This window comes from Pseudomonas sp. MH9.3 (genome assembly GCF_034354675.1).
GTDB lineage: Bacteria > Pseudomonadota > Gammaproteobacteria > Pseudomonadales > Pseudomonadaceae > Aquipseudomonas.
Genome location: NZ_CP133785.1, coordinates 1,648,323 through 1,665,016, shown reverse-complemented (window position 1 = coordinate 1,665,016; position 16,694 = coordinate 1,648,323). Strand labels below are relative to the sequence as shown.

The following is a 16,694-nucleotide window of genomic DNA, read 5'->3' as shown; positions in this document are numbered from 1 at the left end:
CGTATGGGGGCTTTGACGAAAGCTGAGATGGCGGAACGTCTGTACGAAGAGCTGGGTCTGAACAAGCGCGAGGCCAAGGAATTGGTCGAGCTGTTTTTTGAAGAAATCAGGCACGCTCTGGAAGACAACGAACAGGTCAAATTGTCCGGTTTCGGCAATTTTGACCTGCGGGACAAACGCCAGCGTCCTGGCCGCAATCCAAAAACGGGAGAAGAAATCCCGATCACGGCTCGCCGTGTGGTCACCTTTCGTCCAGGGCAGAAGTTAAAGGCCCGAGTTGAGGCTTATGCTGGAACCAAGTCATAACGACGAGCTACCCGTCATCCCAGGCAAACGCTATTTCACCATTGGTGAGGTCAGCGAGCTGTGTGCGGTCAAACCGCACGTGCTGCGCTATTGGGAGCAGGAGTTTCCTCAACTCAACCCCGTCAAACGCACCGGGAACCGTCGGTATTATCAGCGCCAGGACGTGCTGATGATCCGACAGATCCGCGCGTTGCTGTACGACCAGGGGTTCACCATCAGCGGCGCGCGTCAGCGCATGTCCGGCGATGAGGCCAAAGACGACACCACCCAATACAAGCAACTGATCCGCCAGATGATCTCCGAACTCGAAGATGTGCTGGTGGTGCTGAAGAAGTGAATTGAGCTTTTAAAATACTTCCACATTTCAAAAGCTTGCGGTATATTCCTGATCGCTTCGTTGCGAAGCAAACCCAGTAACACGCCTAGTCGGGGCGTAGCGCAGTCCGGTAGCGCACTAGCATGGGGTGCTAGGGGTCGAGTGTTCGAATCACTCCGTCCCGACCATATTTTTCAATGACTTAGCCGAACTCTAACCAGTTCGGCTTTTTCATGCGCAGGGACTTTTGCGGCAGGCCATCCGCTTTCCTTGTAAGGAGGCGTCGGATTTGGCACCGCCTTGCAGGATGTTTGGCACAGGGTGTCTGCCTTAGGAGCGCGGGATTTCGCGGAATTTTGGCACCGCAATGGTGTCACTCAGATTCTGGTTTCGATGGCCGAGGAAACTTTGCATTTGGAAAGCCTTTTTTAAGCGCCGTGTATAGTTCGTCAGCCACTTTATCCAAGTCCTCGATTGATCTATCCACCCTGAAAATCAGACGTTTTGTCTGGTCTATCAATTGCGAGAACAGTCGTGGGCCAAGCGCTTGCTCTAAAGATCCGTGCGAGATCGTTCCGCCATTTGGGATGATCTTTTCGAGGATTGGCTGCACTTCCACATAGTGCAGCGTCGAACGGGTCCGGACCACGTCTATCGCATGAAGAAAATTCTGTTCAGCAATGACCAGTGCTTCCAATATCTCCGCATTTCCTAGGTCAAGAAAGAACGCAAGACTATCTAGATCTACCCTCGGCAGCTCATCCAATGGATAGTCTATAGGGGGGAGTGAAATTACTACCGAGGGGTTGTCGCGATAGTCATCCACAAAGTCCATCTGTATCTGAGCGACAATATTTATCTGGCGCCACAGCGTGAACATGGCACGTGCGCCAGCACCTATCTGCCTTTTTCGCTCGTCCTCTTGGGCCGCATCTCGTACCAAGGTTGCTCCATACGATGCGCCGACATAAGCGGCGATCAATGTCGCTACAGCGGGTAGAAAGTCTTTCGCGAAAGCTGCCAGTTGCGGTGTTCCAAAAGGGGCACTGAACGATGCTGCAACAATGATCAAAACCAGCAAGGTTAGTGGGTTTTTGAGTTTTTTCATTCCGTTACTCTAGGGAAGTGTCCTTGCATGAATGCGTTGCTAGCGTAGCGCGGTGTCATGGGTGTTGGCCATTTTTTGACTGGATGATGTCCCTGGTAAAGCGCCAAGCCTGATATTTAAGGCGCTGCGAGGCAGGTCAACCTAATCGCGAGGGAATTCACAGCCCTCTGCACAGCGCGCCCTGAGTGCCGGAAATGCTACGGTCTCTTCAAGCCAAAGAATGCGTGATAGGCAACTTCAACTCAGCCACCAGGGAGAAAACAATTGAAGGTAATCCGGAGTAAAGAGTTCACCGCTGCTCGCGCATGGGGTGCACTGGATATTGCAAACATGCACGGCACGACGGTGCGTCTTCATTGGGCGGATCAGCCTTACAAGTGGCATGTGAACGATGGCGAGGAAGTATTTGCGGTTCTGGACGGCGTCGTCGAAATGCACTATCGCGAGCTAGGTATTGAACACATTGCTGTGCTGTCGGCGGGGGATGTGTTTTTTGCGGGTATCGGTTGTGAGCACGTTGCTCACCCTCTTGGCGAAGCTCGAATACTTGTCATCGAGCGCGAGGGTAGCGTTTGATTGAGAGCGGGCTGGTCCGATGCTGCCAGCGCACTCTCAACCCTCCTGAATTCAACCCCCCGCAAAAAACCTCAAACCCTTGCCAATACCGCATTGATACGTGAGCGTTTTATCAATCTGCCGGTAATCAGGCACCGAGAATATCGTCATGCTGAACTCGGCGCTGCCATCCGGGTGCACCCGATAGCGCAAAAATTGATTAATAGGCTTGCCGTCACGGTTCACACTGAAATGATCGTCGGCGAATGCCAGGGTGCCGTCTTCGGTCACGCGAAAGGCGTCAATACGCAGCCCACCGCGGGTTTTGGTGGGCTCTACGTCGCTCGATCCCGGTTTGCAGAGCCCCAGGTCAAGTACCACGGAGACGGACTTTCCGGCCAATAACGACTGTGTCACTGCGGGCAAGTCGGGTAAGGCATCGCCGGCCCAGCTCATGGCGGGGACTGACAGGGCGAGCAGAAAGAGGCAGGACTTGTTCATAGCGTCTCCAGTAATGGTCAGGGTGGGAGCAGGTTCTCTGTAGCGGTTTTTGACAGTACGCCGCGTGGATGAACGTTGCAGTGCGGTCTTGCCCACAGAGCGGCTAGCCAATTGACGAGCTGTTCCACTGAATGTTCCCCAGCACCTGTTTTCGATGGACTCTGGTATTGCGCCTGCGCCTGTCCCTTTTTTTCACTTCACCTGTCATACCCGGTAAGTGAACAAAATCGAGAGCCTTCCCATGTCCGCCGTTTTGCCCCCGCGCTTGCGCCCTTTGTTCCGTTTGAGCCTGATGCTGAGCCTCAGCGTCAGCCCGCTGTTCGTTTCACTCAGCTACGCCGAAGACACCACACGCCGCAGCTATCAGGTACCCGCCGGGAGCCTGAGCGCCGCGCTGACCCGGTTTGCCGGCCTGGCTGGCGTCAATCTGTCGGTGGACCCGGCGCTGGTCAGCGGTCGCAACAGCAGCGGCCTGACGGGCGAATATGCTGTGGAGGAGGGCTTTGCCCGTCTGTTGCAAGGTTCCGGCCTGCAGTTGCAGCCGATGGGCGAGCAGGCGTTCATGCTGGTGCCGGCGCCCGAAGGCAGCAGCCTGCAACTGGCGCCGACGTCTATCCTCGCCACCAACGACCTGGCGGGCGGTGATGCCTACGCCGGTGGGCAGGTTGCGCGCCGGGGCTCGCAGGGGTTGTTGGGCGCGCGGGACTTCATGGAAACGCCCTTCAGCATGACCACCTACACTCAGGAGGCGGTCAAGAATCAGCAGGCGCGCACGCTGGGCGACCTGATTGCCAGCGACCCTTCAGTGCGCACCACCAACCCGGCGGGTGGGCGGTATGAGCAGTTCACCATTCGCGGTTTCAGCCTGTTCAACAGTGATGTGTCCTACAACGGCCTGTACGGCGTATTGCCGACATACACGATTGACATGGAAATGGCCGACCGCGTCGACATCCTCAAGGGCCCGAGCCAGTTGATCAACGGCATCTCGCCGCGCGGCAGTGTGGGTGGCGGCATCAACGTGGTGCCCAAGCGGGCGACCGACAAGGCTATCAATTCGTTTACCGGCACCTGGGCTTCGGGCAGCCAGGCGGGCGGGGCGGTGGATATTGGCCGTCGGTTCGGCGAGGACAATAAGTTCGGCATTCGTTTCAACGGCGTGAAGCAGGCCGGCGACACCGAGTGGGACCACCAGAGCGTCGACCGCGAGATGGCCGTGCTCGGCCTGGATTTTCGCGGCGAGCGCCTGCGTCTCTCGACAGACATCGGCCGCACCGCGCGGGACACCGACGCGCCTCAGGAGCGTGTGCAGGTGGCCGCCAATGCCAGGGTGCCAAGCGCCAGCGATGTGCGCCGCAACTACGCGCAGTCCTGGAGCAAGGCCAGCACCAACGACACCTTCGGCACGTTCAATGTTGAGTTCGACCTCAGCGACAATGTGCTGCTGTACGGCGGGGTCGGCGCGCGCAAGAGTAACCACGACTTCCTGCGCCATGCGGTGTCGGTCAGCAATAACGCCGGCGACTTCAGTGTGCAGCCGCGTGATTTTACCCGTGACGAAAATGTGCGCACCGCCACCGCCGGCGTGCGCAGCTGGTTTCACAGCGGGCCGGTGAGCCATGAGGTCAACCTCGCGGCCAGCTACTTCTACATGGACTTTGAAAACGGCGGCGCGCGCTACGCGGCCCCGCCGAGCAATCTCTACAACCCCGTGCAAACCCCGACGCCTTCGCGGCCGACGCGTTTTGACTCCAAGGTGTATACCGAAAACACGTTCAGCGGCCTGGCGTTGTCCGACACCCTGGGCTTTTTTGACGACCGCCTGCTGCTGACCCTGGGCGCACGCTGGCAGCGCGTGAAGGTCGACGACTGGACCGACAACGTCAAAGGCGCCACCGCCTACGACGAAGAAAAGATCTCACCCTCGGGCGGCGTGCTGTTCAAGGCCACCGACACCCTCTCGCTGTACGCCAACTACATGGAAGGCTTGAGCCAGGGCAAGATCGCGCCGTCCACCTCGATCAACGAAGATGAAATCTTCCCGCCCTTTATCAGTCGTCAGGTTGAGGTGGGCGCCAAGTACGATGCCGGAGCCTTCGCTGTGACGGCGGCGGTATTCCGCATCAAGCAACCGGCCTACGAAACCAATGCCGGCTCGCGGGTGTTCGGCCCCAATGGCAAGCGGCAGAACGATGGGGTTGAGCTGAGCCTGTTTGGCGAGCCGCTCAAGGGCTTGCGTCTGCTCGGCGGCGTGATGTACATCGACAGCGAATTGACCCACACCACCAACGGCACCTTCGACGGTAACCGCGCGCCGGCAACGCCCAAGTACAACGTCAATCTGGGTGCAGAGTGGGATGTACCGACCCTCGAAGGCCTGACCCTGACCAGCCGCGGCATCTATTCCAGCTCCCAGTACCTGGACCAGGCCAACGTCAAGCAGATCGATGCCTGGAACCGCATCGATGTTGGCGCGCGTTACGCCTTCAAGGTGGATGACAAGCACATCACCCTGCGCGCAAACGTGGAGAACGTGGCCGACAAGCGCTACTGGAGCTCGGCCGGTGCCTCGGATGACAGCGAGCCGGGTTTGACCCTCTCGACGCCGCGCACCTATCTGTTGTCGGCCACGGTCGATTTCTGAGTTGACACAGGGGGATTCAGATCAGCGGGTCCCAGCGCTGTGACCAGTCACTTTCCGCCCTGACCACCTCGCGCAGCAGTGCCAGTGCCTGCTGCAACACGGCCGAGTCCCGCGCCCGCGCGTACACCAGGTAAGTCGGAAAGCTGAACTCCGGTGCCTTGGGCACACGCTGCATCACGCCGCTGTCCAGGTAGCTTTGCACCACGCGCGTGCGGAAATACCCCGCGCCGCCATTCTCCAGAATGTACTGCAAGGCCAGCGGCCCCACATTGAAACTCAACGCCGCGCGGGCCTTGTCGGGCAGGGCGGCGTCGTGCTGCTGGCGAAAGCCCGGGCCCCAATCGATATACACGTAAGGCGCCGGCTTGCTCACCAATTGCACCAGAATCAGTTTTTCTTCGAGCACCTGCTCCACCTGCAACCCCGGCCAGTACTGCGGCTGGAACACCAGCGCGGCGTCGAGCACGCCCAGTTCCAGTTGGCGCAGCAGGTGCTGGCCTTCGCCGATTTCGGTGCGCAGTGCGTGCCCGGGAATGTGTTCGCGCAGGGCCTGCGCCCAGCCAAGCATCAGCGGGTTGCACAGGCTGACCTCGCCGCCGATGTGCAGCATGTTGCGATAGCCTTCGGGCAATGGCAGGTCGCGGCGCGCGGCCTCCCAGGTCTGCAGCAACTGGTTGGCATACACCACGAAGGCCTCGCCGTCGGCAGTCAACCGCGCACCGGCGCGGTTACGGATGAACAACGTGCTGCCCAGCTGGCTCTCGAGACTCTTGACCCGCGCGGTAATGGCCGTCTGGGTGACGTGCAGCTTCTCGGCCGCCGCCGCCAGGCTGCCGCAGCGGATAATTTCAAGAAAGGTGCGAGCCAGTTCGATGTCCATAAAATGCCTTGCGATTGAGTCCGGGCATTGTAGTGGAATGCGTGGGGCTGTGAGCGTTCGCACTCCTGTGGCAAGCCCCAGTGCCGCCCAGTCAAACGCGGACTCTTGTGGCGAGCAGGCTTGCCCTGCGTTGGGCTGCGCAGCAGCCCCAAAACCAGACGCTGAGCCGTATCAGGTACACCGCGTTTTGCTTGATTGAGGGCGCTTCGCACCCCAACGCGGGGCAAGCCCGCTCGCCACGGAGCTGCGGTCACATGTGACGGGCGGTTGTTATTCCCACGCCCCGCGGTCCAGGCAGCGCGCGGACGCAGGCGGTTGTTTGCCGTCGGCGAGGAAGTCGCCAAGCCAACGGGTCACGCAGCCATTCACGTCGGCGCTGGAGGCGTCCTTGAGCAGCAATTGCTCCACCCCTGTGGCCATCGGCGAGCCTTTGCTCGCGTTCACCAGCACCATGCGTGCGACCCGCTCGGGAAACAGCGAGCCATACCGGCTGCCGAGCAGGGTGGCGTCGGCATTCCCCACAAAGCTGAGCTGCGCCTCGCCCAACTGCCCGCGCACGTATTCCATGTCCTGCGCAGCCTGCTCGACCGCGTTGTCCTGCGACAGGTCACGCACGCTCAGTTCGATCACGTCATACCGGTTAACCAGCTTGCGGTAGGACGGTGTCGCCAGGGATTCCCAGCGGCTGGCCAATTGCAGTGCGAAATGCACGCCGCTGGCCGTGCCTGATGTGCCCGGCTGGATAAACACCACGCCTTCGCGGTTCAGCGGCTGCCGGGCACCTACCCGGGTCAGGGTGAGATTCACGCGACCGCGCCCGGGGGCGGCATGGTCGCGCGGCACGCTCACCTGACCGCACTGGGTGCGCGCCACCACCTCGGGGTCCAGCGGCACAACGCCGGAAAAGGGGCAATCCAGCAGCCAGTCAATGGCGGTCGGCGTGATCAACGGATCGGCCAGCAACAGGGGAGCTGCAAGCCAACAGCCGAGGCAGGCCAGGCATTTTGCTAGAGCGCGGAGTTTCATCGAGGGGGTTCGGTCAGCCGTGAGATAGCGGCTTTTTTACCAAGGACCCCAGTCTGGATAATGTAGGGTAAATAAACGGTTTGTGTAGGAAAGCGGAGATTCGTTTATCAACTGTCGGTATTCCAGCCGCCCCCCAGCGCCTTGAACAGCGCGATGCTGGCTTGCAGGCGCGACAGCCGCAGTTGCACGTTCGCGTCCTGGGCCGCGTACAGGGTGCGCTGGGCCGCAAGCAGCGTCAGCCAGTCTTCGGCGCCGGCCTGGTAGCGGCTTTCGGCGATCTGCAATGCCGTCTGCGCTTGCTGTAATTCTTCGTCCTGCCATTGGCGCTGCTGGTCCAGGCGCGTGATGCTGCTCAGGGATTTCTCCACATCGGCAAAGCCATTGAGGATGGCGGCGCGATAGGTTTGCAGCAATTCATCCTGGCGTGCACGGGCCTTGTCGCGCTCGGCGCTTAGACGGCCATGGTCGAAAATCGGCGCCACCAGGCCGGCCGTCAGCGTGTAGTAGGGGCTGCGCAGGATCTCTGCGGCCTTGTAGGCATCTGAGCCAACGGTGGCACCCAGGGTTACGGCGGGCAGCATGGCGGCGCGGGCGACTTTGACATCTGCCTTGGCCGCCGCCAATTGTGCTTCGGCCTTGGCCAGGTCGGGGCGCCGGCTCAGCAGTTGGCTGGGCACGCCGGGGCCGATGCTCGGCCACGTCAGCGTGTGGAAGGGTTCGGCCTCCAGCGCCAGAGCCTGCACCGGTTGGCCGAGCAGGGTGGCCAGGCTGATCCGCGATTCTTCGGCCAGTTGCTGGATCAAGGGCACCTGGCGCTGCTGTCCGGCCACCAGGCTTTTCTGCTGGGCCAGCTCCAGCGCCGTGGCTGCGCCTGCGTCGTAACGGGTCTGCACCAGCTTGAGCACGTTGCGTGCGTTGGTCAGGTTCAGCTCGGCAATCTGCAGGCGCTCGCGTGTCGCCAGGGTTTGCGCATAGCGGTCGGCGACGTTGCCAAGCAGGGTCAGCTCCACGGTGGCCCGGTCGGACTCGCTGGCGCGCAACCCATAGAGGGCGCTGTCCCGTGCGGCGGCGCGCCCACCCCAGAAGTCCACTTCATAGCTGGCGCTGAAATTGGCGCCGAAATTGTCGACCGCATCATCATTCTGCGACACATCCAGGTCGGGGCCGCCCTTACCGCGCAGCAGTTTCTGATGGCCGGTGGCGAGGTTGAATTTTACCTCGGGCAACAATGGCGCCCCCGCAATCACGGCGCTCGCCTGGGCCTGGCGTACGCGCGCGATGGCGGCGGCAACATCGAAGCTGTCACGCCGGGCCTGGCCGATCAGCCGATTGAGCTGCGGGCTGCCAAACTGCGTCCACCAGCGCTGGTGGGTCGCCCGGGCCGCATCGCGCTCGGCGAATTGCCACGCGGCGGGGGCGGTGATGCCGCCGTCGACGACCGGCGGGTTGCCGCCGCAGGCGCTGAGCAGCAGGCACAGGCTGACGGCCGACAGGTGCGGGATAAACGAAGATTTATTCACTGGACAATGCCTTGACTGGATCGAGCCGGGCCGCTTTTCGCGCCGGCATGAAGCCGAACAGCACGCCGGTGGCCAGTGCACAGCCAAACGCGCCGAGCACCGCCAGCAGCGAAAACTGCACCGCCACCTTGGCCAGCACCAGCACACCGCCCACCAGCAATGCCAGGGCAATGCCGAATAGTCCGCCCACCACCGAGAGCATCACCGCCTCGGTAAGGAACTGGCGCAGAATGTCGCGCTGGCGGGCGCCGGTGGCCATGCGGATGCCTATTTCACGGGTGCGTTCGCGCACGGTCATCAACATGATGTTCATCACGCCGATCCCGCCCACCAGCAGGGAGATCGCGGCAATCGAGCCCAGCATCAGCGACAGCGTGTTCTGCGTGTGCGCCTCGGCCTGGATCATCGCCGCATTGTTGGTCAGTTCGAAGTCGCGCTTGCCGTTGTGCAGCTTGAGCATCAATTCATTGATGGCCTGTTCGGCCTCCCGCACCTTGCGCGCATCGGCGGCGGCGATCACCACGTATTCGGGGTTGTAGCTGCCAAACAGGCGCACGCTGGCGGCGGTGTAGGGGATGGCGATGCGGTCGTCGCTGTCCTTGTTGCCGGAGCTTGCGCCTTTTTCCGCCAGCACGCCGACCACCTGGAACGGCACGTTTTCGATCAGGATGTACTGGCCGATGGGATTGGCGACATCCTTGAGCAGCTTCTGGCGCACGCGATGGCCGATCACCGCCACTGTGGCGGCATTGCGTTCGTCGGCTTCGCTGAAATAGCTGCCCTCGACCACCGGCCAATTGAAGATGCCGGGGAAGTGGGTGTCATTGCCGCCCACATACGCCATGTAGTCGACATTGCCAAAGCGCACGCCGGCATCGCTGCCATTGACCGGCATGATGCTCTGCACCTGAGGCAGCGTGGCCAGGGCGGCAACGTCACTGAGGCTGACCACCCCCTGCGGCGTGCGCGGGTTGGGCGAGGTGCCGCTGAGGTAGAGGATGTTGGAGCCGAACGCGCCCATCTGCGCCATCACCTGGCGCTTGCTGCCTTCGCCCACCGCCAGCATCACCACCACCGATGCCACGCCGATGATGATGCCCAGCAAGGTTAGCGCGGTGCGGAAGCGATTGATCCACATCACGCGCCATGCCGCTTGCACGGCGTCCACCAGTTCGGCCTTCCAGGCGCCGTTGTGTTCGGCGCCGTCGGCCAGGCGCTGGCGCAGGTCCACGGCCTGCAGCGCGTTGCCGTTGGCCGATGCCGGCACGCTGCTGTCGCTGTCGGCGGAATCGCTGATGATCAGGCCATCGCGAATCTCGATGATACGGTTGGCGCGCGCCGCGACTTCGCGATCGTGGGTGATCAGAATCACCACATGGCCCTGGCTGGCCAGTTCGTCGAGCAGGGTCATGACCTCGGCGCCGCTGTGGCTGTCGAGGGCGCCGGTGGGTTCGTCCGCGAGGATGATATGGCCGCCGTTCATCAAGGCGCGGGCGATGGACACCCGCTGCTGCTGGCCGCCGGAAAGCTGGTGCGGGCGGTTGGCGGTGCGCTCGGCCAGGCCCAGCCGGGTGAGCAGGGCGTTGGCGCGGGCATGACGTTCGGCGGCGCTGATGCCGGCGTAGATCGCCGGCATCTCGACGTTTTCCTGGGCCGAGCCGGAGGGAATCAGGTGGTAGCCCTGGAACACGAAACCGAAGGCTTCGCGGCGCAGCCAGGCCAACGCATCGCCGTCCAGGTGCGCGACGTTTTCCCCGGCGAACAGGTAGTCGCCCACGGTCGGGCGGTCGAGGCAGCCGAGGATGTTCATCAGGGTGGACTTGCCGGACCCGGACGCGCCGACGATGGCGACGAATTCGCCGGCATGGATCGACAGGTCGATGCCGCGCAGCACATCCACCTGCGGGCTGTCGCCGCCGCCGTAGGATTTGCAGATGTTCTTGAGTTCGATCAGCGGCGTGTTCACCTCAACCTCCGCTGCCGTCGACCGGGCCGATCAGCAGGTGATCGCCCTCGCTGAGGCCGTCGAGCACTTCGACCCGCAGCCGGTCGCTGATGCCCAGGCGCACCTGGCGCTCCTCAATGCGTCCGTTCTGCGCGACCACGCGGGCCGAGCTGCCGTGCAAGGCGGCGACCGGCGCGGTGAGGGCGTCCTTGACTTGACCGGCGACGAAAAACACCTGGGTGGTCATGTCGGCCATCAACGCGTTGTCGGTGTTATCCACGTCCAGCAGCACGGTGTAGAGCACCACGCGGCCGCTGCCGCTCTTGCTGCTGGGGCTGCCGCCGCCCTGGCTGGTTTCGTTCAGCGGCTTGGGCGGAATCGGCAGGATTTGCCGCACGGTGCTGGTCCAGCGACGGCTGCCGCCACTGAGCGTGGTGAAGTAGGCGGTCATGCCCGGTTTGACGTGACCGATGTCGGCTTCCGACACCTCGGCCCACACCGTCATCGGCGACAGCCTGGCGATGCGCAGGATCAAGGGCGTCTGCTGCTGGGCGTTGAGGGTCTGGCCGACGCGGGCGTCCACCGCCACCACCGTTCCGCTCATCGGCGCATAAATGCGTGTGTAGCCCAGCTCGGCTTCGTCGCTGCGCAGGCTGGCCTGGGCCTGGCGGATCTGCGCCTGGAACATTTCGACGCGCGCCTGGGTGGCGCTCAGCTCGGCCCTGGCGGCTTGCACGTCTTCTTCGCGCGTGGCGTTACCCGCCGCCAGGCGCTGCTGACGTTGGAATTTCTGCCGCGCCAGTGCATGCAGGGCCTGTTGTTCCTGCAGTTGGGCCTTGAGGTTGTCGATGGCGTAGCGACTGGCGTCGAGTTTGGCTTTTTGTGTGGAAGGGTCGATCTCTACCAGCAGTTGGCCTGCCTCGACCTGATCGCCGGCCTCGACATGAATGGCGCGGATCTGCCCCGACGCCTGGGCACCCACATCCACGTACCGGCGCGGTTGCAGGGTGCCCAGTGCGGTGACGCTGTTTTCAATGTTGCCACGCGTGACGGTGACGGTAGTCAGTGCATCGCGGCTCGGCGGCAGGGTGTACCAGGTGATCAGCGCGATGAGGGCAATCAGGCACGCCACAGCAGGCAGGGCGCGTCGGGCGAGGCGAGGGCGTTTCATGCGTGGGTTCCAGCCGGGAGGTATGGCCGCAGTCGCGGAGAGCTGACTGTTATACGAGGGCATGGCGCGCAAATTTAGGCGGTTACACAGGCTGTAACAGCGCCGATGAGTAAAAAAACCGCGTCAAAGGCGAGACTTCTTTAAAAGTAGATGAGAATTACTATAAATTGCACGCACTCAAACTGCCATCACGGTGGCTTGCCTGCAGGCGCGGACAAGCTTGCGTCTGCAGGGGTGTTCTTATTCAAGAGTCTTATCGCTGCGCGACACGGACGGGAGTCATGTTGGAAAACTACTATCGCGAGCTGGTGTGTTTCCTCAACGCCAAGCTGGGCAACCGTCAGGTGGCCGAAGATGTGGTGCATGACGCTTACGTGCGAGTGCTGGAGCGCACCAGCGACACGCCCATCGACCAGCCCCGCGCATTTTTGTACCGCACCGCGCTGAACCTGGTGATCGACGGCCACCGGCGCAACGCCCTGCGCCAGGTCGAGCCACTGGAGGTGCTCGACAGCGAGGAGCGTTTCGCCAGCGGCTCGCCCCATGCCACTCACGATCAGGCCCAGCGCCTGGACATGCTCGAACGCGCCCTGGCCGAGTTGCCGAGCGCCTGCCGCGACAGTTTCCTGCTGCGCAAGCTCGACGGTTTGTCCCACCTGCAGATCGCCGAGCGCCTGTGCATTTCCCGCGCGCTGGTGGAAAAACACATCGTCAACGCCATGAAGCACTGCCGCGTGCGCATGCGCGAGTGGGACGCGCACTGATCAGCTGTTAGTTAAATTTTATTTCACTGTCCTCGTTTCCTATCAACACACGGCCTGTTGTTCAGGCCTTGACGGTATTCCCGCCCCGTCCGCCAAGGGGCTTATCCAGAGGACACTGGAATGACACAGGCAATTGCTTCGCCCGCGGTTCACGACCTGATCGGTATCGGTTTCGGCCCTTCGAACCTGGCGCTGGCCATCGCCCTGCAGGAGCGTGAAAAAGCCCAGGGTAAACTGGACGTGCTGTTTCTCGACAAGCAGGCCGACTACCGCTGGCACGGCAATACCCTGGTGACCCAGAGTGAACTGCAGATCTCCTTCCTCAAGGACCTGGTCACCCTGCGCAACCCCACCAGCCCCTATTCCTTTGTCAATTACCTCAAGGCCCACGACCGTCTGGTGGACTTCATCAACCTGGGCACCTTCTATCCGTGCCGCATGGAGTACAACGACTACCTGCGTTGGGTGGCGGGGCAGTTTCAGGGCCAGGCCAACTACGGCGAGGAAGTCCTGGCCATCGAACCGATCCTGCACCAGCAGCAGGTCGAGGCGCTGCGCGTGATCTCCCGTGATACACAAGGCGAGCAGCACGTGCGCACCACCCGTGCGGTGGTGGTCAGCGCCGGCGGCACACCGCGAGTGCCTGATGCGTTCAAGGCGCTCAAGGATGACGGCCGCGTCTTCCACCATTCCCAGTACCTGACGCGCATGGCCCAGCAACCGTGTGTCGAGGGCAAACCGATGCGCATCGCGGTGATCGGCGGCGGCCAGAGCGCGGCCGAAGCCTTCATCGACCTGAACGACAGCTTCCCTTCGGTGCAGGTCGACATGATCCTGCGCGGGTCGGCGCTCAAGCCGGCCGACGATAGTCCGTTCGTCAACGAAGTGTTCTCGCCGGCCTTTACCGACCTGGTGTTCCAGCAGGTCGGTGCGGAGCGCGAGCGGCTAGTGGCCGAGTACCAGAACACCAACTATTCGGTGGTCGACCTGGACTTGATCGAGCGCATCTACGGCATCTTCTATCGCCAGAAAGTCTCGGGCATCGCGCGCCAGACGTTCCGCACCATGACCGTGGTCGAGAAAGCCAGCGCCGGCCCCCTGGGCATCGAACTGGCCCTGCGCGACAACGCCACCGGCGAAACCAGCGTCAGCCACTACGACGCGGTGATCCTCGCCACCGGCTACGAGCGCCAGATGCACCGTGAACTGCTGGCGCCGCTGCACGCCTACATGGGCGATTTCGAAGTGGCGCGCGACTACCGCATCGTCACAGACGAGCGTTGCAAGGCGGGCATATACATCCAGGGGTTCAGCCAGGCCAGCCATGGCTTGAGCGACACCTTGCTGTCAGTGCTGCCGATCCGCGCCGATGAGATTGCCACTTCGTTGTATGAAAACGATCGTCATCGTGGTCAAGGCCGCTCGGTCCAGGATCTGTTGCTGGCCACCGCCAGTTGATCTCCCTTTGCAGGGGCGAGTTCGCTCGCTCCTACAGACGGTACTTGTGACACCGTTGGGCTGCTGATACTGTACAAAAAACCAGTATCGGTAGCCTTTCATGCAGTTGATCGAAAAACTCAGCATCCTCGCCGATGCCGCCAAGTACGACGCCTCCTGCGCCAGCAGTGGCGCGCCCAAGCGCAGCTCGGAAGGCAAGGCGGGGCTGGGCTCCACCAATGGCATGGGCATCTGCCACAGCTATACACCCGACGGCCGTTGCGTGTCGCTGCTCAAGGTACTGCTTACCAATTTTTGCCTCTACGACTGCCAATACTGCGTCAACCGCCGCTCCAGCGATGTGCCCCGCGCACGGTTCAGTCCGGAGGAGGTGGTCACCCTGACCCTGGACTTCTACCGGCGCAATTGCGTCAGCGGGCTGTTTCTCAGTTCCGGCATCATCCGCTCGTCGGACTACACCATGGAGCAACTGGTGCGGGTGGCCAAGCTGCTGCGCGAAGAACACGACTTTCGCGGCTACATCCACCTCAAGACCATCCCCGACGCCGACCCGGCCCTGATTGCCGAGGCCGGGCGTTATGCCGATCGCCTCAGCGTGAACATCGAGCTGCCGACCGAAGCCAGCCTGCACACCCTGGCGCCGGAGAAGCAGATTGTCTCCATCAGGCAGGCCATGCAGACTATCTACACCGGCGAACAGACCGTGCGCAACGAACCCCGCGCGCCACGCTTCGCCCCGGCCGGGCAGAGCACGCAGATGATCGTCGGCGCCGACGACACCGACGACAGCACCATCCTCCACGGCGCCGAAGCGCTCTACGGCAATTTCAAGCTGCGCCGTGTGTATTACTCGGCGTTCAGCCCGATCCCCAACAGCCCGAAAAGCGTGCCCCTGGCCGCGCCACCCCTGATGCGCGAGCACCGTCTGTACCAGGCGGATTTCCTGTTGCGCAGCTACGGGTTCAGCGCCGGCGAGCTGCTTGCTGGCCCCGGCGACCTGGCGCTGGATATCGACCCCAAGCTGGCCTGGGCGCTTGAGCATCGCGAAGTTTTCCCCCTCGACCTCAACCGCGCCGAACCGACCCTGATCGCGCGCATCCCGGGCATTGGCCTGCGTACCACCCAGCGGCTGGTCGACCTGCGTCGCGAACGCAAGATCCGCTTTGAAGACCTGGCGCGCATGCGCTGCGTGCTGGCCAAGGCCAAGCCGTTTTTCATCACCAGCGACTACCACCCGCAACAGGCCGAGAGCACCAGCGTGCTGCTGCGCGAGCAATTGCGCGACCGCCCGGCGCCGCAGCAAATGGGCTTGTGGGGATGATCAGCCTGGAATGCGACAACCTGTTCAGCACCTGGCGCGAACAGGCGCGCTGGCTGCTCAGTCATCAGGTCGACCCGAGTCAGGTGAGCTGGGGCGCGACGGAAGTCGCTGACCTGTTTGCCACCGACCAGGCCATTCCCGATACGCCGGGGCCGTTTCAGGCGCGGATTCCCAAGGCGCTGATCGACCTGCTGGCGTCTGCCGCGTGTTATCACGGCGACCAACGCTGGAGCCTGCTGTACGAGGTGTTGTGGCGGGTCAGCCATGGCGACCGCACCGCGATGCTTGCCGGCGACAAACTGGGCAGTGAGTTGCAGCGGCGCATCAAGCAGGTGAGTCGCGAGGCGCACCATTTGCACGCGTTCGTACGCTTCATCGCGCTGCCGCCCGAGGCGGGTCCGCAGTTACCGGAATACGTGGCCTGGCACGAACCGGCCCATGACATATTGCACTCGGCCAGCCAGCACTTTATCGGGCGCATGGGCCGCCACCGCTGGATGATCGCCACGCCGCTGGATGGGGTGTATTACGACGGCGAGCAGTTGATTCATCAACGCAAGTGCCCCGAGGCGTGGCAGCAACTGGCGCAGAATGTCGACGACCCGCACAGCGCCATGTGGCTGACCTATTACAGCCATATCTTCAACCCGGCGCGGCTCAACCCCAAGGTCATGGAAGGGCACTTTCCGAGCCGGTTCTGGAAGAATCTGCCGGAGGGCAAGTTGATCCCGGGGCTGATCACCGAAGCGCGCACGGGCAAGCAGAAGGATGGGCAGGCCAGTTTGATCGGCGCCAAGCCTGGTAAACGCATCTCGAGCGGGCAGGGTTAAAACCCGTGGGAGGCTGCGTCAACTCGCTGGATTTGCACGCTCTGTGGCGAGCGGGCTTGCCCCGCGTTGGGGTGCGAAGCGCCCCCAATCAAGCAAAACGCGGTGTACCTGATACGGCTCAGCGTCTGGTTTTGGGGCTGCTGCGCAGCCCAACGCAGGACAAGCCTGCTCGGCTTAACTGAACGGCATTGGGGCTTGCCCCGCGTTGGGGTGCGAAGCGCCCCCAATCAAGCAAAACGCGGTGTACCTGATACGGCCCAGCGTCTGGTTTTGGGGCTGCTGCGCAGCCCAACGCAGGACAAGCCTGCTCGCCACAGGGAATCTGCGCTTAACTGAACGGCATTGGGGC

The 16,694-nt window shown here is 62.3% G+C and carries 15 protein-coding genes and 1 tRNA gene; 9 read left to right on the top strand and 7 right to left on the bottom strand.

Annotated features, from left to right (window positions below; translation table 11 throughout):
• Positions 1 to 3: 3 nt before the first annotated feature.
• From ihfA to RHM60_RS06925, 3 genes are all read left to right on the top strand, one after another.
• Positions 4 to 306, top strand: a complete 303-nt coding sequence (gene ihfA / locus RHM60_RS06935; RefSeq protein ID WP_002553164.1) for an integration host factor subunit alpha — start codon at positions 4 to 6, stop codon at positions 304 to 306.
• A complete protein-coding gene (locus RHM60_RS06930; protein WP_003174972.1) occupies positions 287 to 643 on the top strand; it encodes a MerR family transcriptional regulator in 357 nt (118 codons plus the stop codon). Before ihfA ends, RHM60_RS06930 begins: the two co-directional genes overlap by 20 nt.
• A gap of 90 nt (positions 644 to 733) precedes the next feature.
• A tRNA-Pro gene (locus tag RHM60_RS06925) sits at positions 734 to 810 on the top strand.
• 185 nt (positions 811 to 995) lie between these two features.
• On the opposite strand, the gene RHM60_RS06920 is transcribed toward RHM60_RS06925, so the two are convergent.
• Complete coding sequence (locus tag RHM60_RS06920; RefSeq protein WP_322214046.1) at positions 996 to 1,730, bottom strand: hypothetical protein; 735 nt, start codon at positions 1,728 to 1,730, stop codon at positions 996 to 998.
• Between the two features lie 264 nt (positions 1,731 to 1,994).
• Here RHM60_RS06920 and RHM60_RS06915 point away from each other — a divergent pair, with 264 nt between their 5' ends.
• Entirely contained in the window at positions 1,995 to 2,306 is a 312-nt protein-coding gene (locus RHM60_RS06915; protein ID WP_322214045.1) for a cupin, read from the top strand.
• Between the two features lie 51 nt (positions 2,307 to 2,357).
• On the opposite strand, the gene RHM60_RS06910 is transcribed toward RHM60_RS06915, so the two are convergent.
• Complete coding sequence (locus tag RHM60_RS06910) at positions 2,358 to 2,786, bottom strand: VirK family protein (protein WP_322214043.1); 429 nt, start codon at positions 2,784 to 2,786, stop codon at positions 2,358 to 2,360.
• A gap of 241 nt (positions 2,787 to 3,027) precedes the next feature.
• On the opposite strand from RHM60_RS06910, the gene RHM60_RS06905 reads away from it, so the two are divergent.
• Entirely contained in the window at positions 3,028 to 5,430 is a 2,403-nt protein-coding gene (locus RHM60_RS06905; RefSeq protein WP_322214042.1) for a TonB-dependent receptor, read from the top strand.
• A gap of 16 nt (positions 5,431 to 5,446) precedes the next feature.
• Here RHM60_RS06905 and RHM60_RS06900 read toward each other — a convergent pair whose 3' ends face one another.
• From RHM60_RS06900 to RHM60_RS06880, 5 genes are all read right to left on the bottom strand, one after another.
• Complete coding sequence (locus tag RHM60_RS06900; RefSeq protein WP_209983072.1) at positions 5,447 to 6,310, bottom strand: LysR family transcriptional regulator; 864 nt, start codon at positions 6,308 to 6,310, stop codon at positions 5,447 to 5,449.
• Between the two features lie 270 nt (positions 6,311 to 6,580).
• Entirely contained in the window at positions 6,581 to 7,336 is a 756-nt protein-coding gene (locus tag RHM60_RS06895) for an alpha/beta hydrolase (protein ID WP_322214041.1), read from the bottom strand.
• A 107-nt stretch (positions 7,337 to 7,443) separates the two neighbouring features.
• Complete coding sequence (locus RHM60_RS06890) at positions 7,444 to 8,856, bottom strand: efflux transporter outer membrane subunit (RefSeq protein WP_322214040.1); 1,413 nt, start codon at positions 8,854 to 8,856, stop codon at positions 7,444 to 7,446.
• Positions 8,849 to 10,822: a MacB family efflux pump subunit gene (locus RHM60_RS06885; protein ID WP_322214038.1), complete on the bottom strand. Its 1,974-nt coding sequence runs from the start codon at positions 10,820 to 10,822 to the stop codon at positions 8,849 to 8,851. Before RHM60_RS06885 ends, RHM60_RS06890 begins: the two co-directional genes overlap by 8 nt.
• A 1-nt stretch (position 10,823) precedes the next feature.
• On the bottom strand, positions 10,824 to 11,972 hold the full coding sequence (locus RHM60_RS06880; RefSeq protein WP_322214036.1) for an efflux RND transporter periplasmic adaptor subunit: 1,149 nt from the start codon (positions 11,970 to 11,972) through the stop codon (positions 10,824 to 10,826).
• A gap of 281 nt (positions 11,973 to 12,253) precedes the next feature.
• On the opposite strand from RHM60_RS06880, the gene RHM60_RS06875 reads away from it, so the two are divergent.
• The 4 genes from RHM60_RS06875 (at position 12,254) to RHM60_RS06860 (ending at position 16,345) form a co-directional block, all read left to right on the top strand.
• Positions 12,254 to 12,736 (top strand): sigma-70 family RNA polymerase sigma factor, encoded by a 483-nt coding sequence (locus RHM60_RS06875; protein WP_269325487.1) that lies wholly within the window; start codon positions 12,254 to 12,256, stop codon positions 12,734 to 12,736.
• A 120-nt stretch (positions 12,737 to 12,856) separates the two neighbouring features.
• Positions 12,857 to 14,194 carry a lysine N(6)-hydroxylase/L-ornithine N(5)-oxygenase family protein gene (locus tag RHM60_RS06870; RefSeq protein ID WP_209983065.1) on the top strand — a complete coding sequence of 446 codons (1,338 nt, stop codon included), beginning with the start codon at positions 12,857 to 12,859 and terminating at the stop codon, positions 14,192 to 14,194.
• A 100-nt stretch (positions 14,195 to 14,294) separates the two neighbouring features.
• Entirely contained in the window at positions 14,295 to 15,515 is a 1,221-nt protein-coding gene (locus RHM60_RS06865; RefSeq protein WP_057007625.1) for a putative DNA modification/repair radical SAM protein, read from the top strand.
• Entirely contained in the window at positions 15,512 to 16,345 is an 834-nt protein-coding gene (locus RHM60_RS06860; protein ID WP_231422867.1) for a TIGR03915 family putative DNA repair protein, read from the top strand. Before RHM60_RS06865 ends, RHM60_RS06860 begins: the two co-directional genes overlap by 4 nt.
• The last annotated feature ends 349 nt before the right edge of the window (positions 16,346 to 16,694 follow it).